The sequence below is a fragment of the Sulfuricaulis sp. genome, from assembly GCF_024653915.1.
In the GTDB taxonomy this organism is placed as follows: domain Bacteria; phylum Pseudomonadota; class Gammaproteobacteria; order Acidiferrobacterales; family Sulfurifustaceae; genus Sulfuricaulis.
Window position 1 is genome coordinate 41999 of the sequence record NZ_JANLGY010000027.1, and the last position, 14500, is coordinate 56498.

The 14500-nt window shown below is 61.2% G+C and carries 13 protein-coding genes; 5 read left to right on the forward strand and 8 right to left on the reverse strand.

The window, feature by feature from the left end; translation table 11 throughout:
- Positions 1-40: 40 nt before the first annotated feature.
- From mrdA to NUV55_RS13100, 4 genes are all read right to left on the reverse strand, one after another.
- Positions 41-1927 (reverse strand): penicillin-binding protein 2, encoded by a 1887-nt coding sequence (gene mrdA, locus NUV55_RS13085; protein WP_296673676.1) that lies wholly within the window; start codon positions 1925-1927, stop codon positions 41-43.
- Between the two features lie 3 nt (positions 1928-1930).
- Positions 1931-2422 carry a rod shape-determining protein MreD gene (mreD, locus tag NUV55_RS13090; RefSeq protein ID WP_296673678.1) on the reverse strand — a complete coding sequence of 164 codons (492 nt, stop codon included), beginning with the start codon at positions 2420-2422 and terminating at the stop codon, positions 1931-1933.
- Positions 2419-3276 carry a rod shape-determining protein MreC gene (gene mreC, locus NUV55_RS13095; RefSeq protein ID WP_296673680.1) on the reverse strand — a complete coding sequence of 286 codons (858 nt, stop codon included), beginning with the start codon at positions 3274-3276 and terminating at the stop codon, positions 2419-2421. Before mreC ends, mreD begins: the two co-directional genes overlap by 4 nt.
- Before the next feature lie 68 nt (positions 3277-3344).
- Positions 3345-4388: a rod shape-determining protein gene (locus NUV55_RS13100; RefSeq protein WP_296673681.1), complete on the reverse strand. Its 1044-nt coding sequence runs from the start codon at positions 4386-4388 to the stop codon at positions 3345-3347.
- A gap of 125 nt (positions 4389-4513) precedes the next feature.
- Between NUV55_RS13100 and gatC the strand changes: the two genes are divergently transcribed.
- From gatC to gatB, 3 genes are read left to right on the forward strand one after another with little or no spacing between them, the layout of a single operon-like run.
- Complete coding sequence (gene gatC / locus NUV55_RS13105) at positions 4514-4801, forward strand: Asp-tRNA(Asn)/Glu-tRNA(Gln) amidotransferase subunit GatC (RefSeq protein WP_296673683.1); 288 nt, start codon at positions 4514-4516, stop codon at positions 4799-4801.
- Positions 4802-4829: 28 nt separating this feature from the next.
- Positions 4830-6284, forward strand: a complete 1455-nt coding sequence (gene gatA / locus NUV55_RS13110) for an Asp-tRNA(Asn)/Glu-tRNA(Gln) amidotransferase subunit GatA (protein WP_296673684.1) — start codon at positions 4830-4832, stop codon at positions 6282-6284.
- Positions 6284-7717 carry an Asp-tRNA(Asn)/Glu-tRNA(Gln) amidotransferase subunit GatB gene (gene gatB / locus NUV55_RS13115; RefSeq protein WP_296673686.1) on the forward strand — a complete coding sequence of 478 codons (1434 nt, stop codon included), beginning with the start codon at positions 6284-6286 and terminating at the stop codon, positions 7715-7717. Before gatA ends, gatB begins: the two co-directional genes overlap by 1 nt.
- On the opposite strand, the gene NUV55_RS13120 is transcribed toward gatB, so the two are convergent.
- From NUV55_RS13120 to NUV55_RS13135, 4 genes are read right to left on the reverse strand one after another with little or no spacing between them, the layout of a single operon-like run.
- Positions 7707-8357 (reverse strand): energy transducer TonB, encoded by a 651-nt coding sequence (locus tag NUV55_RS13120; protein ID WP_296673688.1) that lies wholly within the window; start codon positions 8355-8357, stop codon positions 7707-7709. The two genes, gatB and NUV55_RS13120, sit on opposite strands and share 11 nt — an antisense overlap.
- On the reverse strand, positions 8354-8854 hold the full coding sequence (locus NUV55_RS13125; protein ID WP_296673690.1) for a redoxin domain-containing protein: 501 nt from the start codon (positions 8852-8854) through the stop codon (positions 8354-8356). The genes NUV55_RS13120 and NUV55_RS13125 overlap by 4 nt, the downstream gene beginning before the upstream one ends.
- On the reverse strand, positions 8851-10071 hold the full coding sequence (locus NUV55_RS13130; protein WP_296673692.1) for a hypothetical protein: 1221 nt from the start codon (positions 10069-10071) through the stop codon (positions 8851-8853). The genes NUV55_RS13125 and NUV55_RS13130 overlap by 4 nt, the downstream gene beginning before the upstream one ends.
- A 10-nt stretch (positions 10072-10081) precedes the next feature.
- Entirely contained in the window at positions 10082-12124 is a 2043-nt protein-coding gene (locus tag NUV55_RS13135) for a TonB-dependent receptor (RefSeq protein WP_296673694.1), read from the reverse strand.
- Between the two features lie 434 nt (positions 12125-12558).
- Here NUV55_RS13135 and NUV55_RS13140 point away from each other — a divergent pair, with 434 nt between their 5' ends.
- Entirely contained in the window at positions 12559-13839 is a 1281-nt protein-coding gene (locus NUV55_RS13140; RefSeq protein WP_296673696.1) for an ATP-binding protein, read from the forward strand.
- Positions 13836-14387 (forward strand): response regulator transcription factor, encoded by a 552-nt coding sequence (locus tag NUV55_RS13145; RefSeq protein ID WP_296673698.1) that lies wholly within the window; start codon positions 13836-13838, stop codon positions 14385-14387. The genes NUV55_RS13140 and NUV55_RS13145 overlap by 4 nt, the downstream gene beginning before the upstream one ends.
- Positions 14388-14500: the final 113 nt, after the last annotated feature.

Below are 14500 nucleotides of genomic sequence, written 5' to 3' on the forward strand. Positions count from 1 at the left end.
CGGTACTATTTAATCCCGGAAGTATCCATTAATTTCAGTTTCATTCGTCATTTTCCGAAGCGGGTGCTGACGCGCCGGGTGTGGCGGCAGTTTTGCCCAGAATCACGTGGTCCATGATCTTGCGCGCGATCGGTGCGGCGGCGGAACTGCCGTGTCCGCCGTTTTCCACGATGACGGCCACCGCTACCTTCGGGTCACCGACCGGTGCAAAGGAGACAAACAACGCGTGATCGCGGTAGCGCTCCGGCGTCAGTTTCTCACTGTAAAACTGGCCCTGAGCGATGCTTTTCACCTGCGCCGTGCCGGTCTTTCCGGCAATCTTGTAAGGGGCGTTGTAGCCGATACCGTAGGCGGTTCCCTTGTTCGTGTGCACCACGTCCATCAGGTTCTGAATATGGACATCGAGATGCTGTTTGTCTTTGAGTGGAATCGGTGGAAATGATTCGGTGACTGTCGCACGCGCGATGTTGGTTTTGGCGTCGATGAAGGCACGTACCAGCTGTGGTTTCGTGCGCACGCCATGGTTGGCCAGCGTGGCGGTAGCGGCTGCCAGTTGCAGTGGTGTTACCAGGATCGCGCCTTGACCAATGCCGGTGATGACGGTCTCGCCGGGATACCATTTCTGTCCACGCGCCCGTTTCCATTCCAGCGATGGCAGCAGCCCATCCGATTCGTTTAAAAGATCTATCCCGGTCTTATTGCCGAAGCCGAATGGCTCGAGAAATTTTTTCATGGCGTCGACCTCCATGGCCACCGCGAGCTTGTAAAAATATACGTCGCAGGATTGCACCACGGCGTCGTGCAGGCTCACGGTACCGTGCCCGGTCTTTTTCCAGTCGCGAAACTGGTGAGAACTTCCTGGCAGCGTGAACCATCCGGGACAGGAGATCGGTTTGCTGGGGTCAAAGTTCTCTATTTCCAGCGCCGCCAGCCCGAGGAAGGCCTTGATGGTGGATCCCGGTGAGTACTGTCCATTGAGCGCACGGTTGATGAGCGGTTTGTCAGGATTGTTGAGCAGGGCATTATAGGAATCCGGATCAATACCGTTGATGAAGGAATTGGGGTCATAAGTGGGCGTGCTGACAAAGGCAAGTATCCCGCCAGTCGAGGGGTCCATGGCGATCACGGCCCCGCGTCGATTGCCCAGTGCCTGCTCTGCCAGCGCCTGCAGCTTGGCGTCGACATAGAGTTGCAGGTTTTTGCCGGCAACCGGGGCGATACGTTCCAGAATTCGCAAAGAGCGTCCGTGAGCGTTGGTTTCCACCTTTTCGAAACCAACCTGACCAAGCAGAGCTTTTTCGTGGCTGACCTCGACACCCAGCTTGCCAATGTGTTGCATGCCGCGATAGGTGGCCTTGTCGATGCGCTCAAGTTCCTGTTCGTTAATGCGCGCGACATAACCAATGAAATGCACGCCCAGGCCCGCCAGGGGATAATGCCGTTGCAGGCGCGCTTCGAGTTCCACGCCGCTGAAATAGGTGCGCCGCACGGCGAGCCGAGCCGCCTCTTCTTCGGTCAGGTTCGAGCGCAGCAGCAGGTTTTCGAATCGTGGACGCTCGCGCAGTTGCTTGCGGAAGTTCTTGAGGTCAGCCTCGTTCAGACTCACCACCTGCTTTAATTCCTCCAGCAGCGAATTCATGTCGTCTACTTGCTCGGGGATGATTTCCAGCGTGTATACCGGATAGTTCTGCGCCAGAATGACTCCGTTACGGTCGAGAATCAGGCCGCGCGGCGGCTGGATCGGCAGAGGCTTGATGCGGTTGGCCTGTGACAGCGTTTCGAAATGGCGGTAGGCGAAAACCTGCAGGTAGGTCAGCCGCAAAAACAGCGTCAGAATCAAAATCAGCACAATGACGCCGACCACCATCATTCGCGCATTAAACAGCCGGGTTTCCCGGAAATGATCCTTGATCGGGATATTGAGCATGAATCAACTGATATCGCCGCGCCGCCGCAGATCACGCAGAATGACGAACAGCCACGGCCACAACAGGGCGCCGACGATGCTGGGCGTCCAGTAACTGATCGTTTCCGGGGCTTGCCCAATGGCGCCGCGGATCCACAGCACCAGCAATTGATTGGCCACGAGTAAACCGAGCACCGATACCGCCTGTTGCCAGCGTGGAAACATGCGCAGTTGCAAATGCAGCCGGACAGCGAGGAACGCCACCAGTGTTTTGGCAAGTGCGTTGCTGCCGAGCAGTGAGCCATACAGGATGTCCTGGAGGAAGCCGAGCAGCCATCCGGTACCGACAGAGACACGCTCGGGAATAGCGAGGCACCAGTAAATCAGTACCAGCCCAACCCAATCGGGCCGGAACGGCTCGGCCCAGACGGGAAATGGCATGATGGCGAGAATCACGGCGGCGGCAAAAGTGCCGATCAGCGTCGCGCGGCGGCGCCCGTCCGGGCCCCATCTCATTTGGATTTCCCTCCGCTCTTGGGCACGTTTCCGCGCCAGATGAGCAGCACCTGTTTACCATGATTGAGTTGCGCCGCGGGTTTCGCGGTAATGGACAGGAACGATTCGTTCGGGTCGTTGACGATCTTCAGCACTCGCGCCACCGGATAATCCGGCGGGAAAGTTCCGCCCATCCCGGAACTCACCAGCAGGTCACCTTCCTTGATATCGGCATTGGCCGTGAGGTACGGCACCTTGACCGTGTCGGGGTTGCCTGTGCCAAACACGAGGGCGCGCAGACCGCTGCGGTTGTTGAGGACGGGAATGGCGTGGCCGGCGTCGGTGATGAACGTCACACGGCTGACGCGGCCGGCCACTTGAGTCACTTGCCCCATGATGCCGTGCGCGTCGATCACCGACTGGCCGACATAGACCCCGTCCTGGCTGCCCTTGGCAACGACGACCTTGCGCGTGAATGGCTCGGCGCTGACTTCGACGAGTTCGGCCGCGATGGCCTTGTCGGCCACCAGCGCGGCGCTGACCAGCATATTACGCAGGCGCTGGTTTTCCTGCTCCAGGGCGTCGAATTGTTGCAGCTTGGCCAGCAGCGCCTGGCGCTCGTCTAACAGTTTTTCGTTGTCCTCGCGCAGGGTGCCGCGGGTGGTAAAAAGGTCGGCGATGCTACGGCCCACGTACGCCGGCGTGGAGGCAATCAGCTGAATGGGATAAGCGAGGGCGTTCAGGCCGGCGCGGATTTTTTCGAGGTGATGCCCACGGTGATCGAGCATCATCAGCGCCACCGAGAGGATCGATAGCAGTACAAGCCGAGTGAGATGAGACGGCGCCCAGATGGACCGGCCAAAGACGTTAATCATTGAGTGGGCGCGCGGCCGTGGCGCGGGGGCAGGTGCAGGTGACGCCGGGCGGGGATGCCGGGATCAACCTATTCGTATACGAAAACATCGCCCAGCGTTTCGGCCTCCATGAGCGCCCGGCCACAGCCGCGGACCACGCAGGTGAGGGGATCTTCCGTAATAATGATCGGCAGGCCGGTCTGTTCCGAGAGCATGCGGTCGATATCGCGCAGCAGCGCGCCTCCCCCTGAAACCACCAGCCCCTTCTCGGCAATGTCGGCGCCGAGTTCTGGCGGTGTTTGCTCGAGGGCGATCTTGATGGCGCCGATGATACCGGCGAGACACTCCGACAGCGCCGCATGTACTTCCTGGCTGTTGAGCACCTGGGCGCGCGGCACGCCGTCGGCAATGTGCCGGCCTTTGACATCCATTTGCGTGACCTCACTGCCTTCCCACGCCGTACCGATTTCCTTTTTCACGTTCTCCGCGCTGGCTTCGCCGATCAGCAGGCCGTATTTGCGGCGGACATAGTTCACGATGGCTTCATCCATCTTGTCGCCGGCGATGCGCAGCGAATGCGAATACACAATGCCGCCGAGCGAGATCACGCCAACTTCGCTGGTGCCGCCGCCGATATCGAGCACCATCGAGCCGGTTGCCTCCATGATGGGGAGATCGGCGCCGATTGCCGCGGCCATCGGTTCTTCAATCAGAAATACCTCGCGCGCGCCCGTGCTCATGGCGGCCTCGCGAATCGCGCGGCGTTCGACCTGTGTTGACCCGCAGGGCACGCAGATTACGATGCGCGGACTTGGCTGGAACAAACGGTTCTCATGCACCTTGCGGATGAAATATTTGAGCATCTCGCCGGTGACGGTGAAGTCGGCGATCACGCCTTCCTTCATCGGCCGTATCGCCTGGATCGATCCCGGCGTGCGACCGAGCATCTTCTTGGCTTCGGTGCCGACGGCCAGGATGGAACGATTGTTGCGGCTGGTGTAATCCTGGCGAATGGCGACGACCGAAGGCTCGTTCAGTACAATGCCTTTGTCACGTACGAAGATAAGGGTATTGGCGGTGCCCAGGTCGATGGCGATATCGCTGGAGAAGAAACCACGAAAGCTTTTGAACATGAGGAGAATTCTGTCCTTGAAGGCGTCTGAAACGCGCTAACTGTATCAACCGCAGTCGGGCGGTTCAACCGGCGGGACGAATATGATAGTTTTCGATTTCATTCCTATTCCTTGAACGAAATCGCATGTCTCTGGACCGCGAACAGGTACGCAAGATTGCGCATCTTGCGCGTTTGCACATCACCGAGCAAGAGGCTGACGCCTATGCCGAGACGCTTTCCCGCATCCTCGGTCTGATCGAGCAGATGAACGCCGTGGATACCACCGGCGTTGCCCCCATGGCCCACCCGAACGAGGCCGGTCTGCGGCTGCGCGAGGACAAGGTCACCGAGTCCAACCAGCGCGAGAAGTTCCAGAAAATCGCGCCGGCGGTCGAGGCCGGCCTGTACCTGGTCCCCAAGGTCATAGAGTAGTTTTCGCCGCCCGGACGTCAAGAACCGCATGTTTGAAAAAACCGTTGCCGAGCTATCGCGCGCCCTGGGCCGCAAGGAAATCTCCAGCGTCGAGCTGACTCGCGCCTTTCTGGAGCGCATTAATAAGTATAAGGACCTGAACGCCTTCATTACGCTGGAGCCGGAGCGCTCGCTGGCCCAGGCCCGGGCCGCCGACGCCCGGATCGCGAAGGGCGAGGCCGGCGCGCTGACCGGCATCCCCATCGCCCAGAAGGACATCTTCTGCGCCGACGGTTGGCTGACCACCTGCGGCTCGAAGATTCTGTCCAACTTCGTCGCCCCGTACGATGCGACGACCATCGAAAAATTCAACCAGGCCGGCGCCGTCTGTCTCGGCAAGACCAACATGGACGAGTTCGCCATGGGCTCGTCCAACGAGACTTCCTATTATGGTGTGGTGAAGAACCCGTGGGGCACCGACAGGGTTCCCGGCGGCAGCTCGGGCGGGTCGGCCGCGGCAGTGGCCGCGCGCCTGGTTCCGGCCGCGACCGGCACCGACACTGGCGGTTCCATCCGCCAGCCCGCCTCGCTCACCGGCCTGACGGGACTCAAGCCGAGTTACGGACGTGTCTCGCGCTACGGCATGATCGCCTTTGCTTCTTCGCTCGATCAAGGTGGGCCCCTGTGCCGCACCGCGGAAGACTGCGCTTTGCTGTTAAATACCATGGCCGGCTTCGATCCGCGCGATTCCACCTCCGTGGACGAGCCGGTCCCGGATTACACCCAGGGTCTTAATCAGGATATCAAAGGTCTGCGCATTGGCTTGCCCAAGGAATATTTCAGCAAGGGCCTGAGTTCCGAAGTGGCGAAGGTGGTTGAGACTGCCATCGCCGATTACAAAAAGCTTGGCGCGCAGGTGGTCGAGGTGAGTTTGCCCAACAGCCAGCTGGCAATTCCCTGCTATTACGTGCTGGCGCCGGCCGAGGCGTCATCCAATCTTTCGCGTTTCGATGGTGCACGCTACGGTTACCGTGCCAGCGACTACAAGGATTTGCTCGACATGTACTGCAAAACCCGTGCAGAAGGTTTCGGCGCCGAGGTGAAGCGCCGCATCATGATCGGGACCTATGCGCTGTCCGCCGGCTATTACGATGCCTATTATCTGAAGGCCCAGCAGCTGCGCCGTCTGATCGCACAGGATTTCGAGCGCGCCTTCCAGTCCTGCGATGTCATCATGGGCCCGACCAGTCCCACGACCGCGTTCAAGATCGGCGAAAAGAGCGACGACCCGGTGGCCATGTATTTGAGCGATATTTACACCATTTCCGTGAATCTCGCCGGCCTGCCGGGCATGTCCATCCCTGCCGGTTTTGCCCCCGACGGCCTGCCGGTGGGCCTGCAACTGGTCGGCCGCTATTTCGACGAGGCGCGCCTGCTCAACGTCGCGCACCGCTATCAGCAGGCGACGGACTGGCACCAGCGCATGCCGAAGGGGTTCGACTGATGGAATGGGAAACCGTCATCGGTCTTGAAGTCCACGCCCAGCTCATGACCCGGAGCAAGGCGTTCTCGGGCGCGGCCACGAAATACGGCGCCGAGCCGAACACCCAGGCGTGCGCGGTGGATATTGCGCTGCCGGGCGTGTTGCCGGTGTTCAACAAGGAAGCCGCGCGCATGGCGGTGAAGTTTGGGCTCGCCATCGGCGCCGCCATCAATCACCGCTCGGTGTTCGCGCGCAAGAATTATTTCTATCCGGATCTGCCCAAGGGCTACCAGATCAGCCAGTACGAGCTGCCGATCGTGGCCAAGGGCCAGATCACGATTGACGTGGATGGTGTGGAAAAAACGATCGGCATCACCCGCGCGCATCTCGAGGAAGACGCCGGGAAGAGCCTGCACGAGGATTTCCACGGCATGACCGGCATCGATCTCAACCGCGCCGGCACGCCGTTGCTGGAAATCGTCTCCGAGCCCGACATGCGTTCGGCGAAAGAGGCCGTGGCCTATCTCAAGAAAGTGCATGAGCTGGTGCGCTATCTCGAAATCTGCGACGGCAACATGCAGGAGGGCTCGTTCCGCTGCGACGCCAACGTTTCGGTGCGTCCGAAAGGCGAGAAGAAATTCGGCACCCGCGCGGAACTGAAGAACATCAATTCCTTCCGCTTCGTCGAGAAGGCCATTGAATTTGAGGTCGAGCGCCAGATCGACCTGATCGAAGGCGGCGGCAAAGTCGCACAGGAGACACGCCTGTACGATTCGGACAAGGACGTCACGCGCTCCATGCGCAGCAAGGAAGAGGCGATGGATTATCGCTACTTCCCCGACCCCGACCTGCCGCCGCTGGTGCTGGAAGAGACCTTTATTGCCGACGTTAAAAAGACCTTGCCGGAACTGCCGGACGCCAAGCGCGCGCGTTTCATGAAGGATTACGGCCTCAATGCTTATGACGCAGGCGTGTTGACCGCGTCGTGCGAACTGGCGGATTACTACGAACAGTTGGTGCGTGAGTCCGGTTCCGACCCCAAGATCGCGGCCAACTGGGTCACGGGTGAACTGGCGGCGTTCCTCAACCGTGACAACAAGGATATTGCTGCGTCACCGGTGACGGTGGCGATGATGTCAGGTCTTCTGAAGCGCCTCGCTGACAACACCATCTCCGGCAAGATCGCGAAAGAAGTTTTCGAGGCCATGTGGAACGGTGAGGGTGACGCCGACACCGTGATTGCGAAGAAGGGTCTTAAACAAATTACCGACACCGGCGCGATCGAGAAGGTGATTGACGAAATCATCGCCAGGAATCCCAAGCAGCATGAGCAATACCGCGCCGGCAAGGAAACCTTGTTCGGTTATTTCGTGGGCCAAGTGATGAAGGCGACCCAGGGCAAGGCCAATCCGGCACAGGTCAACGAGCTGCTTAAAAAGAAACTCAGTTCATAGCCGATTCGTTAGCGTCCTTCGCTCCGTAACCGGCGCCTCCCTGTGCCGCTTCTCGCAACCGGAAGGTGATAGGGATTTCCACCCAAGAAGCCACGGCCGTTTCACCGCGCGACGCGGGGATGAAACGCCACCGCCTGACGGTCTGGAGGGCGGCGGCATCGAGCAGTTCGTAGCCACTGCTTTGCCTCAATTGCACGTCGGTGCATTGCCCGTTTTCACGCACGTGCGCACGCAAGATCACGCGACCCTCCATGCTGAGCCGCCGCGCGGCGAGCGGGTAGGGTGGTTTGGGGTTGTTGAGCGAGCGGACGTCATAGCGCGTTTCCACCAGCGGTTCTTCATTCTGGCTCGAAGAGGAGGCGCGCGCCGGTTCGGCCGCGCCAGTTTCGGTTTGCGATTCCTCCGGGTTAACGGCGCGCGGGTGGACAGGGAGCCGCAGCGCGGATTTCAGGGTATGTCGCGGTGCCGGTTCGCTCACCAGCGCCACCTCAATGGGCTCAAACGCCGCGGCTTGGGGCGCCCGGATCGTCACCGGTCCAAACCAGAGCATCAGCCCCACGTGCGCCGCGACCGAGAGAGTGAACGCCGTCAGCGTGGCCGGCGGCATTTCGTGCAGTTTGGCGGCGAGATGGATTGTCATGGATGTTTCGCGAGCGCCATTTGCTGTTCGATCCATGGCTGCAGTTGCGATGCCGTCAGCTTTCCGCTGATGCCACGGACGGTCCCGTCGGTGCTGTACAGATAAGTGCGCGGCAGCTCGCCGCGCCATTGCCGATCGATGGCGTAGCGCAGCTGTTCGCTGAAGGCGTCGGCAAACACCCAGGCCTCAGCCTGTTCGAGACGATGGCGCGCGAGGACCGTGGAGATGGCCGGTATGTCTTGCGGTGTGTCGGTGGAGATGAGCACGATGTCCAGTTTGGGATATTTTTTTGACAGTTCGCCGAACAGGATGAGATCGTCCGGGCAGTGTGGACAGCTGAGCGACCACAGCGCCAACACGAACGGACGTGGCTGGAGCGCGGCCACGATCCGGCTCAGGCTGCTGGATTCGAAGGGCTTGATTTCCTGCGCGGCGAGCGGTGTTGCCAACAGCAAGAGGCAGAACAAAAAAGCAGCTTTGCCGGCGCCCCGGGTCATGATTTTTCTCCCTGCAGGGTGATCAGGCGGTAACCTTGTTTTACCGTGTTCCAGGACAAATAAGCCTTCACGCCATCCGAGAACAACAGTGGGTGATCCGAGGCCCCATCCGTCGAGGCGAGGACGGCCGGGGTGGACCACGAAAGCCCGCTATCGGTCGAATGCATGATCTGGACGGTGGACTCACGTCCGTCGAATTCCTTCCACGCGAGCCACACGCGGTTTCCCAGGGCCAGCACCTGCGGGTGTGCCGCCTGTGCCTCGCTGTTGCCAAATCCCAGAGGGGAGGAAAAGCGTCCGCCGCGGTCGGTGGTGCGCGAATAATTAAGTCCGACGCGTCCCGTCGCGCCGTTGAACCAGGCGAGATGATAAATGCCATCGGTCCCGATGGAGAGACTCGGGCCGTGATGCGGACAGGCGTCGACCCCCCAGTCGTCGTGACTGACGCGCGCCGGTTTAGACTTTCCGTCGAGCCGCACCAGCGCGTGATCGCGTGTATTCCTGCCGAACACGTGGCGCCAGAAGATGACCGGGACATCGTCGGTGTCGAGCGCGATGGCGATGCGGCAGCATTCGCAAGAGTGTTCTGCTATCTGGTGGTTGGCGTCAAAACTTTTACCGCCATCGCGCGAGACGGCGTGATATACCGAAATCCCCGTATATGCCTCGCCGCGTTGTCTCGCCCGCGCCGCATCGCGCCGATCCAGCCAGGCGAGATGGATGGCGCCGCGTCGGTCAACAATCATGGATTCGAAACGATGGCTGATAAGTTCGCGATTGTCGTTGACGGTGACCGGCAGGGAAAAGGTCCGGCCGCCGTCGAGCGAACGGCTGAAGCGCACGTGGCCGCTGAACGGTTGTTCCAGGCTCTGGGTCCAGGAAACGTAAATCTCACCGCCCGCGCCAAAGGCGATCTTCGGGCGGTTCTCGCCTTCGGCCGCTACCCGCTCCGGATCGGGATTCACCCGCACCGGCGTGCTGAAACTGGCGCCACGGTTCTCCGAAATGCTCAACAACACGTGACCGCCCTCGACACGCGCCAGCCACAGCCGACTGCGTGCGTCGAACGCCGCGCTCACGGCAAGCGGGGGGCGAGCCAGTGACTTCTGCCACGTGGCGGCGTGATCGTGCTTTTCCGGTGCACGCGGCGGTCCGACCACGGCGGCGCAGCCCGCCGTGGCGAAGGCGAGCGTGGCTATCAGCGCCGCGCGCCGCATGCGAGAGGTCTCACCATGTCGCTTCCACGCCTGCGTACAGCGTGCGAGGCAGGCCTGGCGCGAATACCGGCGTGCTGGAGCTGATGGAGGCGCTCTCCGCGTAACGCACGTCGGTCAGGTTGTGCACGCTGCCGAAGACCGAGAGGCGCGACGCGAGCGGCCAATTGGCGCGCAGATTAAACAGGTTGTGTCCGTCGTATTGGGTGGTGTTGGCCTGATCCATCCAGTACGACCCCAGGTTCACCCATTCCAGTTGCACGCGCCTGCCTGCCGCCGGCACCCACGACAGCCGCGTGTTGCCGATTCGCCGCGGCGCCGATTCGATTTCCTTACCGTTCAAATCGGCGGTTGGTGAAACCTGCCATTCTCTATAGAAATGTGTGGCGTAGGACAACGCGGCATCGAGGCGAAGCGCACCGCCGAGCGGAATTCCCAGCCCTGCCTCGACACCGCGGTGCAGTGTCTCACCGGCGTTCATGGACTGGGTGACGTTGGTGGCGGGATCGCGAAACGACACGATGTCATCCTGCTTGCTGAGATAGTAAACCGCGAGATCATAATTCATTCCCGCCGCGCGCCCGCGCGCGCCCACTTCGAACTGGTCGGCCTTGATCGGATCCAGTCCGAGGGCCGACTGGGCGTTACCCTGCGCGACGACTGCGCTGGTCGCGCGCGTGGGCCGGAACAACTGGCTCTCCGAGGGGGCGCGGAAGCCGTGGTTCCAGGCCGCAAACACGCTCGTGTTCTCCCCGACGGCGTAAGTCGCGCCGAGTTTGGGGCTGACGTGGCTGAAATTGACAGAGGTGTCGGCGGCGTGGCCATAGAAACTGCTACCAACCTGCAAGGCATTGTCGGTCAGATTGTTGTCGTAGTCGTAGCGCATGTCGTCGTAGCGCAGTCCCGCCGTCACGCGCAGCCGCTCGCTCGGCGAGAATTCTGCATGCAAGTAGGGCGAGACAGCCAGGAACGCAACATCATATTCATAGGTGCGCGGCCCAACGGTATAGCTCGTGAACACGCGTGAGGCACCTGTGCCGGTGCTGGTGACGGTGAGGCTGTTCTCCTCGCGCCCTCCCGGGCTGTAATCGAGATCGAGGCCCACGATCAGGCGCGCGCGCAGCGGCTCGAAATCCTTGCGCCACTTGCTGAGCACCCCGAACGACTGGTTCGAGGTGGTGTACAGCTGCGGATCGAAGCTCAGCGTGAAGTTCGGCAGAAGCGTCATGCTGTCGTCGCGGACGTAGGGAATCACCGACACCAGCGTGTCGCCCGACTCGCGCTCGAAGGCGCTCGACAGGCGCACCGCGTCCACCTCGCGGAAGGCGATGGAGTGATAGTTCTTCGTCGGATGGTTATCGTAATCGTCCTGGATCAGCGGCGCGTTGGCGCCGGTCTGCTGGTCGATCGTCGAGTACGAGAGCACGGTTTTCGCGACTGCATTGTCGCCGAAAGCGTGGTCCCAGCGTGCGGTCGCGCTCTGGCGGTCGTAGGCCGTGGCATCGCGCCAGCCGTCCGAGTCGGTGAGGTTCACATCCGCGCGCCAGGCATCGACACCATGCGTGTTGCCGCCACCCGCGAGTATGCGCTTCCAGCCATGCCCGCCGGCCTCGGCGCTGGCAGTGACCTCGCCGGTCGCGGGCGGGGTGCGTGTCAGCACGTTCACCACGCCGCCGATCGCGTCCGAGCCGTAGAGCGCGGTGCCCGGGCCGCGGTTGATTTCCACGCCGCCCGCCTGCGGCACGTTGATCTCGTAGAGCGCGTTGTGGTTGAAGAAACCGGTTGAGCGCACCGGCACGCCGTCTTCCAGAAAGAGATAGACCGGGCTGGTCGTGATCGGCTGGCGTATGGCGGTCATGTGGCCTTCGCCGTTGGTGATGTTGACGTGCACGCCGGGCACCTGGCCCATGACCTCGGTAGGATGGGCGGGTTTGTCCTGGCGCAGAGTCTCGCCCCCGACGATACCTATCGAAGCCGGCGTTTCGGCGAGCGTTTGGGCTTCACGTGTGCCTGTCACGGTGACTTCTTCATGCCGGGTCACGGCTGTATCTGACAATTCTGCCGCCCTGGCTGTGGCAACCATTAACAGGCAGACCGAAAGAAGAGACAGGTAAAGCCTCATTTTTTATTCCCCCAGTGGTTACGTCATAGTTATCGATTTGTCGCCATCCTAGCGTGCGTTTCCGGTTGCCTGAATGCGGTAAATCGTCGCGCGACAATTTGTCGCAGACCATCCTTGGTCTGCGCCCTCTGGGCGCGCTAAAGCGCGACCAAATTCGCTCCCGGCGAATTTGTGTCACACCCATCCCTGGGTGCGACCCCTCCGCACTTCGTGCTCCGGGGCCGGCCTTCGGCCGTCCAAATTTGTGTCGCAGGCTGTCTTTGGCCCGCGCCCTTCGGGCGCGCTAAAGCGCAGCCAAATTCGCCTGGAGCGAATTTGCAAAGTCCATTCCTGGTCTGTGGCAAAATGCCTCTAAAGAAAGGTACCTCATGGAGCCAATGCCCTCGCTGCCGTCCACGAACGCCATCAACCTGCGGCGCCTGATCGTGTTGCGTTGCATCGCGCTGGCCGGACAGTTGTTGGCGGTGTGGGTGGCGGTGACCAGTTTGCACATGGCACTGCCGTTGCGGCCGCTGATCGGCATCATCGCAGCGATGGCGCTGTTCAACTTCATGACGTGGCTGCGGTTGCGGCGTCCCTGGCCGATCTCCGAAGCCGAATTATTCGGGCATCTGGTTCTGGACGTAGTGGCGCTGACTGCGCTGCTTTATTTCAGCGGCGGTTCGACCAATCCGTTTGTGATTTTGTATCTGCTGCCGCTGGCGCTGACCGCCGCCGCCTTGCCCGCGAGTTACGCGTGGGCGATGGTGGCGGTGAGCATGGCCTGTTACACCTTATTAATGTTTTTTTATGTCCCGCTGCCGCACAGCCAGGCTGAACATGATGATTTCGGCCTGCACGTGCTTGGGATGTGGCTCGGTTTTCTGCTGAGCGCGGCATTGATCGCCTGGTTTGCCGTGCGCATGGGTGAAACGCGCCGCAGCCGCGACCGCCTGCTGGCGCAGATGCGCGAGGACGAGCTGCGCAACGAGCGCATCGTGGCGCTCGGCACGCTCGCCGCGGGTGCGGCACATGAACTGGGCACTCCGCTGGCTACCATGGCGGTGCTGGCCAAAGAAATGGAGCGGGACGCGATGGCCGCGCCGCCACTGCGCGATAATCTGCGTGTCCTGCGCGAACAGATTGACCGCTGTAAATCCATACTTTCATCGCTGTCGGCCTCGGTGGGCGCATCGCGTGCCGAGGGCGGTCGGAGCGTACAGCTGGAAAATTATCTGGCCGATGTGGTTACGCATTGGCAGGGCATGCGCCACGGCGTTTCCGTGCGGCGTCATTTCGAGGGCACGCGACCCTCGCCCGAAATCGTCGCGGAGCAGACACTGAGCCAGGCCATCGTGAATATATTGAACAATGCGGCCGATTCCTCGCCCGATAATGTCGAAATCAGCGCGCGCTGGAACGAGCAGGAGCTGGTGCTCGAGATCAGCGATCGCGGCGCGGGACTGACGCCCGATGCGGCGCGCACTGCCGGTCAGCCGTTCTTCTCCACCAAGGCGCCGGGGCAGGGTCTTGGTCTGGGATTGTTTCTGGCGCACGCCACGTTGCGCCGTCTCGGCGGGTCGGTGCAAATGTATAATCGCGAAGGCGGCGGCCTGTGCACGCAGTTGATCATGCCCCTGTCCAGTCTGCGCGTGGAGAGACCTTCATGAATACCGAGCATACGTCGGATAAACCGTCCCTGCTTCTGGTGGACGACGATGCCACCTTCTGCCAGGTATTGTCAGCGGCGCTCGAGCGGCGCGGGTTTTCGGTGCGCGTGGCGCACAACGTTACCGAGGGTTTCACGGCGGCGGAAAGCGACTCACCCGAGTACGCCATCGTTGACCTCAAGATGCCCGGACCTTCGGGTCTTGAGCTGGTGAAAAAATTGAAGGATCTGGATACGCACACCCGGATCGTCGTGTTGACGGGTTACGCCAGCGTTGCCACGGCGGTGGAGGCCATCAAGCTCGGCGCCATTCATTACCTCGCCAAGCCCGCGGATGCCGATGAGATCGTCGCCGCTTTCCAGCGCGACAGCGGTAACGCGGCAGTGCCGGTGGAGACCAAACCCCTGCCATTGTCGCGCCTGGAATGGGAGCACATTCAGAAAGTGCTGACGGAATGCGGCGGCAATATCTCGGAAACCGCGCGCCGGCTTGGCATGCACCGGCGCACGCTTCAGCGCAAACTTGCAAAAAGACCGGTAAAAGCTTAATTGACAGGATTAAGCAGGGCGAGCCGGAAACAGACGAAGACACTTAACGTGTCTTCGTCCCGGCGAGCGCCCCGCCACGGATGGCGGGGCCGAGTGTATCGAAGCCTCCGTGG

Coding starts and splice junctions, on each gene's coding strand:
- mrdA (WP_296673676.1), bottom strand. CDS start 1,927: ATGCTCAATATCCCGATCAAGGATCATTTCCGGGAAACCCGGCTGTTT.
- mreD (WP_296673678.1), bottom strand. CDS start 2,422: ATGAGATGGGGCCCGGACGGGCGCCGCCGCGCGACGCTGATCGGCACT.
- mreC (WP_296673680.1), bottom strand. CDS start 3,276: ATGATTAACGTCTTTGGCCGGTCCATCTGGGCGCCGTCTCATCTCACT.
- NUV55_RS13100 (WP_296673681.1), bottom strand. CDS start 4,388: ATGTTCAAAAGCTTTCGTGGTTTCTTCTCCAGCGATATCGCCATCGAC.
- gatC (WP_296673683.1), top strand. CDS start 4,514: ATGTCTCTGGACCGCGAACAGGTACGCAAGATTGCGCATCTTGCGCGT.
- gatA (WP_296673684.1), top strand. CDS start 4,830: ATGTTTGAAAAAACCGTTGCCGAGCTATCGCGCGCCCTGGGCCGCAAG.
- gatB (WP_296673686.1), top strand. CDS start 6,284: ATGGAATGGGAAACCGTCATCGGTCTTGAAGTCCACGCCCAGCTCATG.
- NUV55_RS13120 (WP_296673688.1), bottom strand. CDS start 8,357: ATGACAATCCATCTCGCCGCCAAACTGCACGAAATGCCGCCGGCCACG.
- NUV55_RS13125 (WP_296673690.1), bottom strand. CDS start 8,854: ATGACCCGGGGCGCCGGCAAAGCTGCTTTTTTGTTCTGCCTCTTGCTG.
- NUV55_RS13130 (WP_296673692.1), bottom strand. CDS start 10,071: ATGCGGCGCGCGGCGCTGATAGCCACGCTCGCCTTCGCCACGGCGGGC.
- NUV55_RS13140 (WP_296673696.1), top strand. CDS start 12,559: ATGGAGCCAATGCCCTCGCTGCCGTCCACGAACGCCATCAACCTGCGG.
- NUV55_RS13145 (WP_296673698.1), top strand. CDS start 13,836: ATGAATACCGAGCATACGTCGGATAAACCGTCCCTGCTTCTGGTGGAC.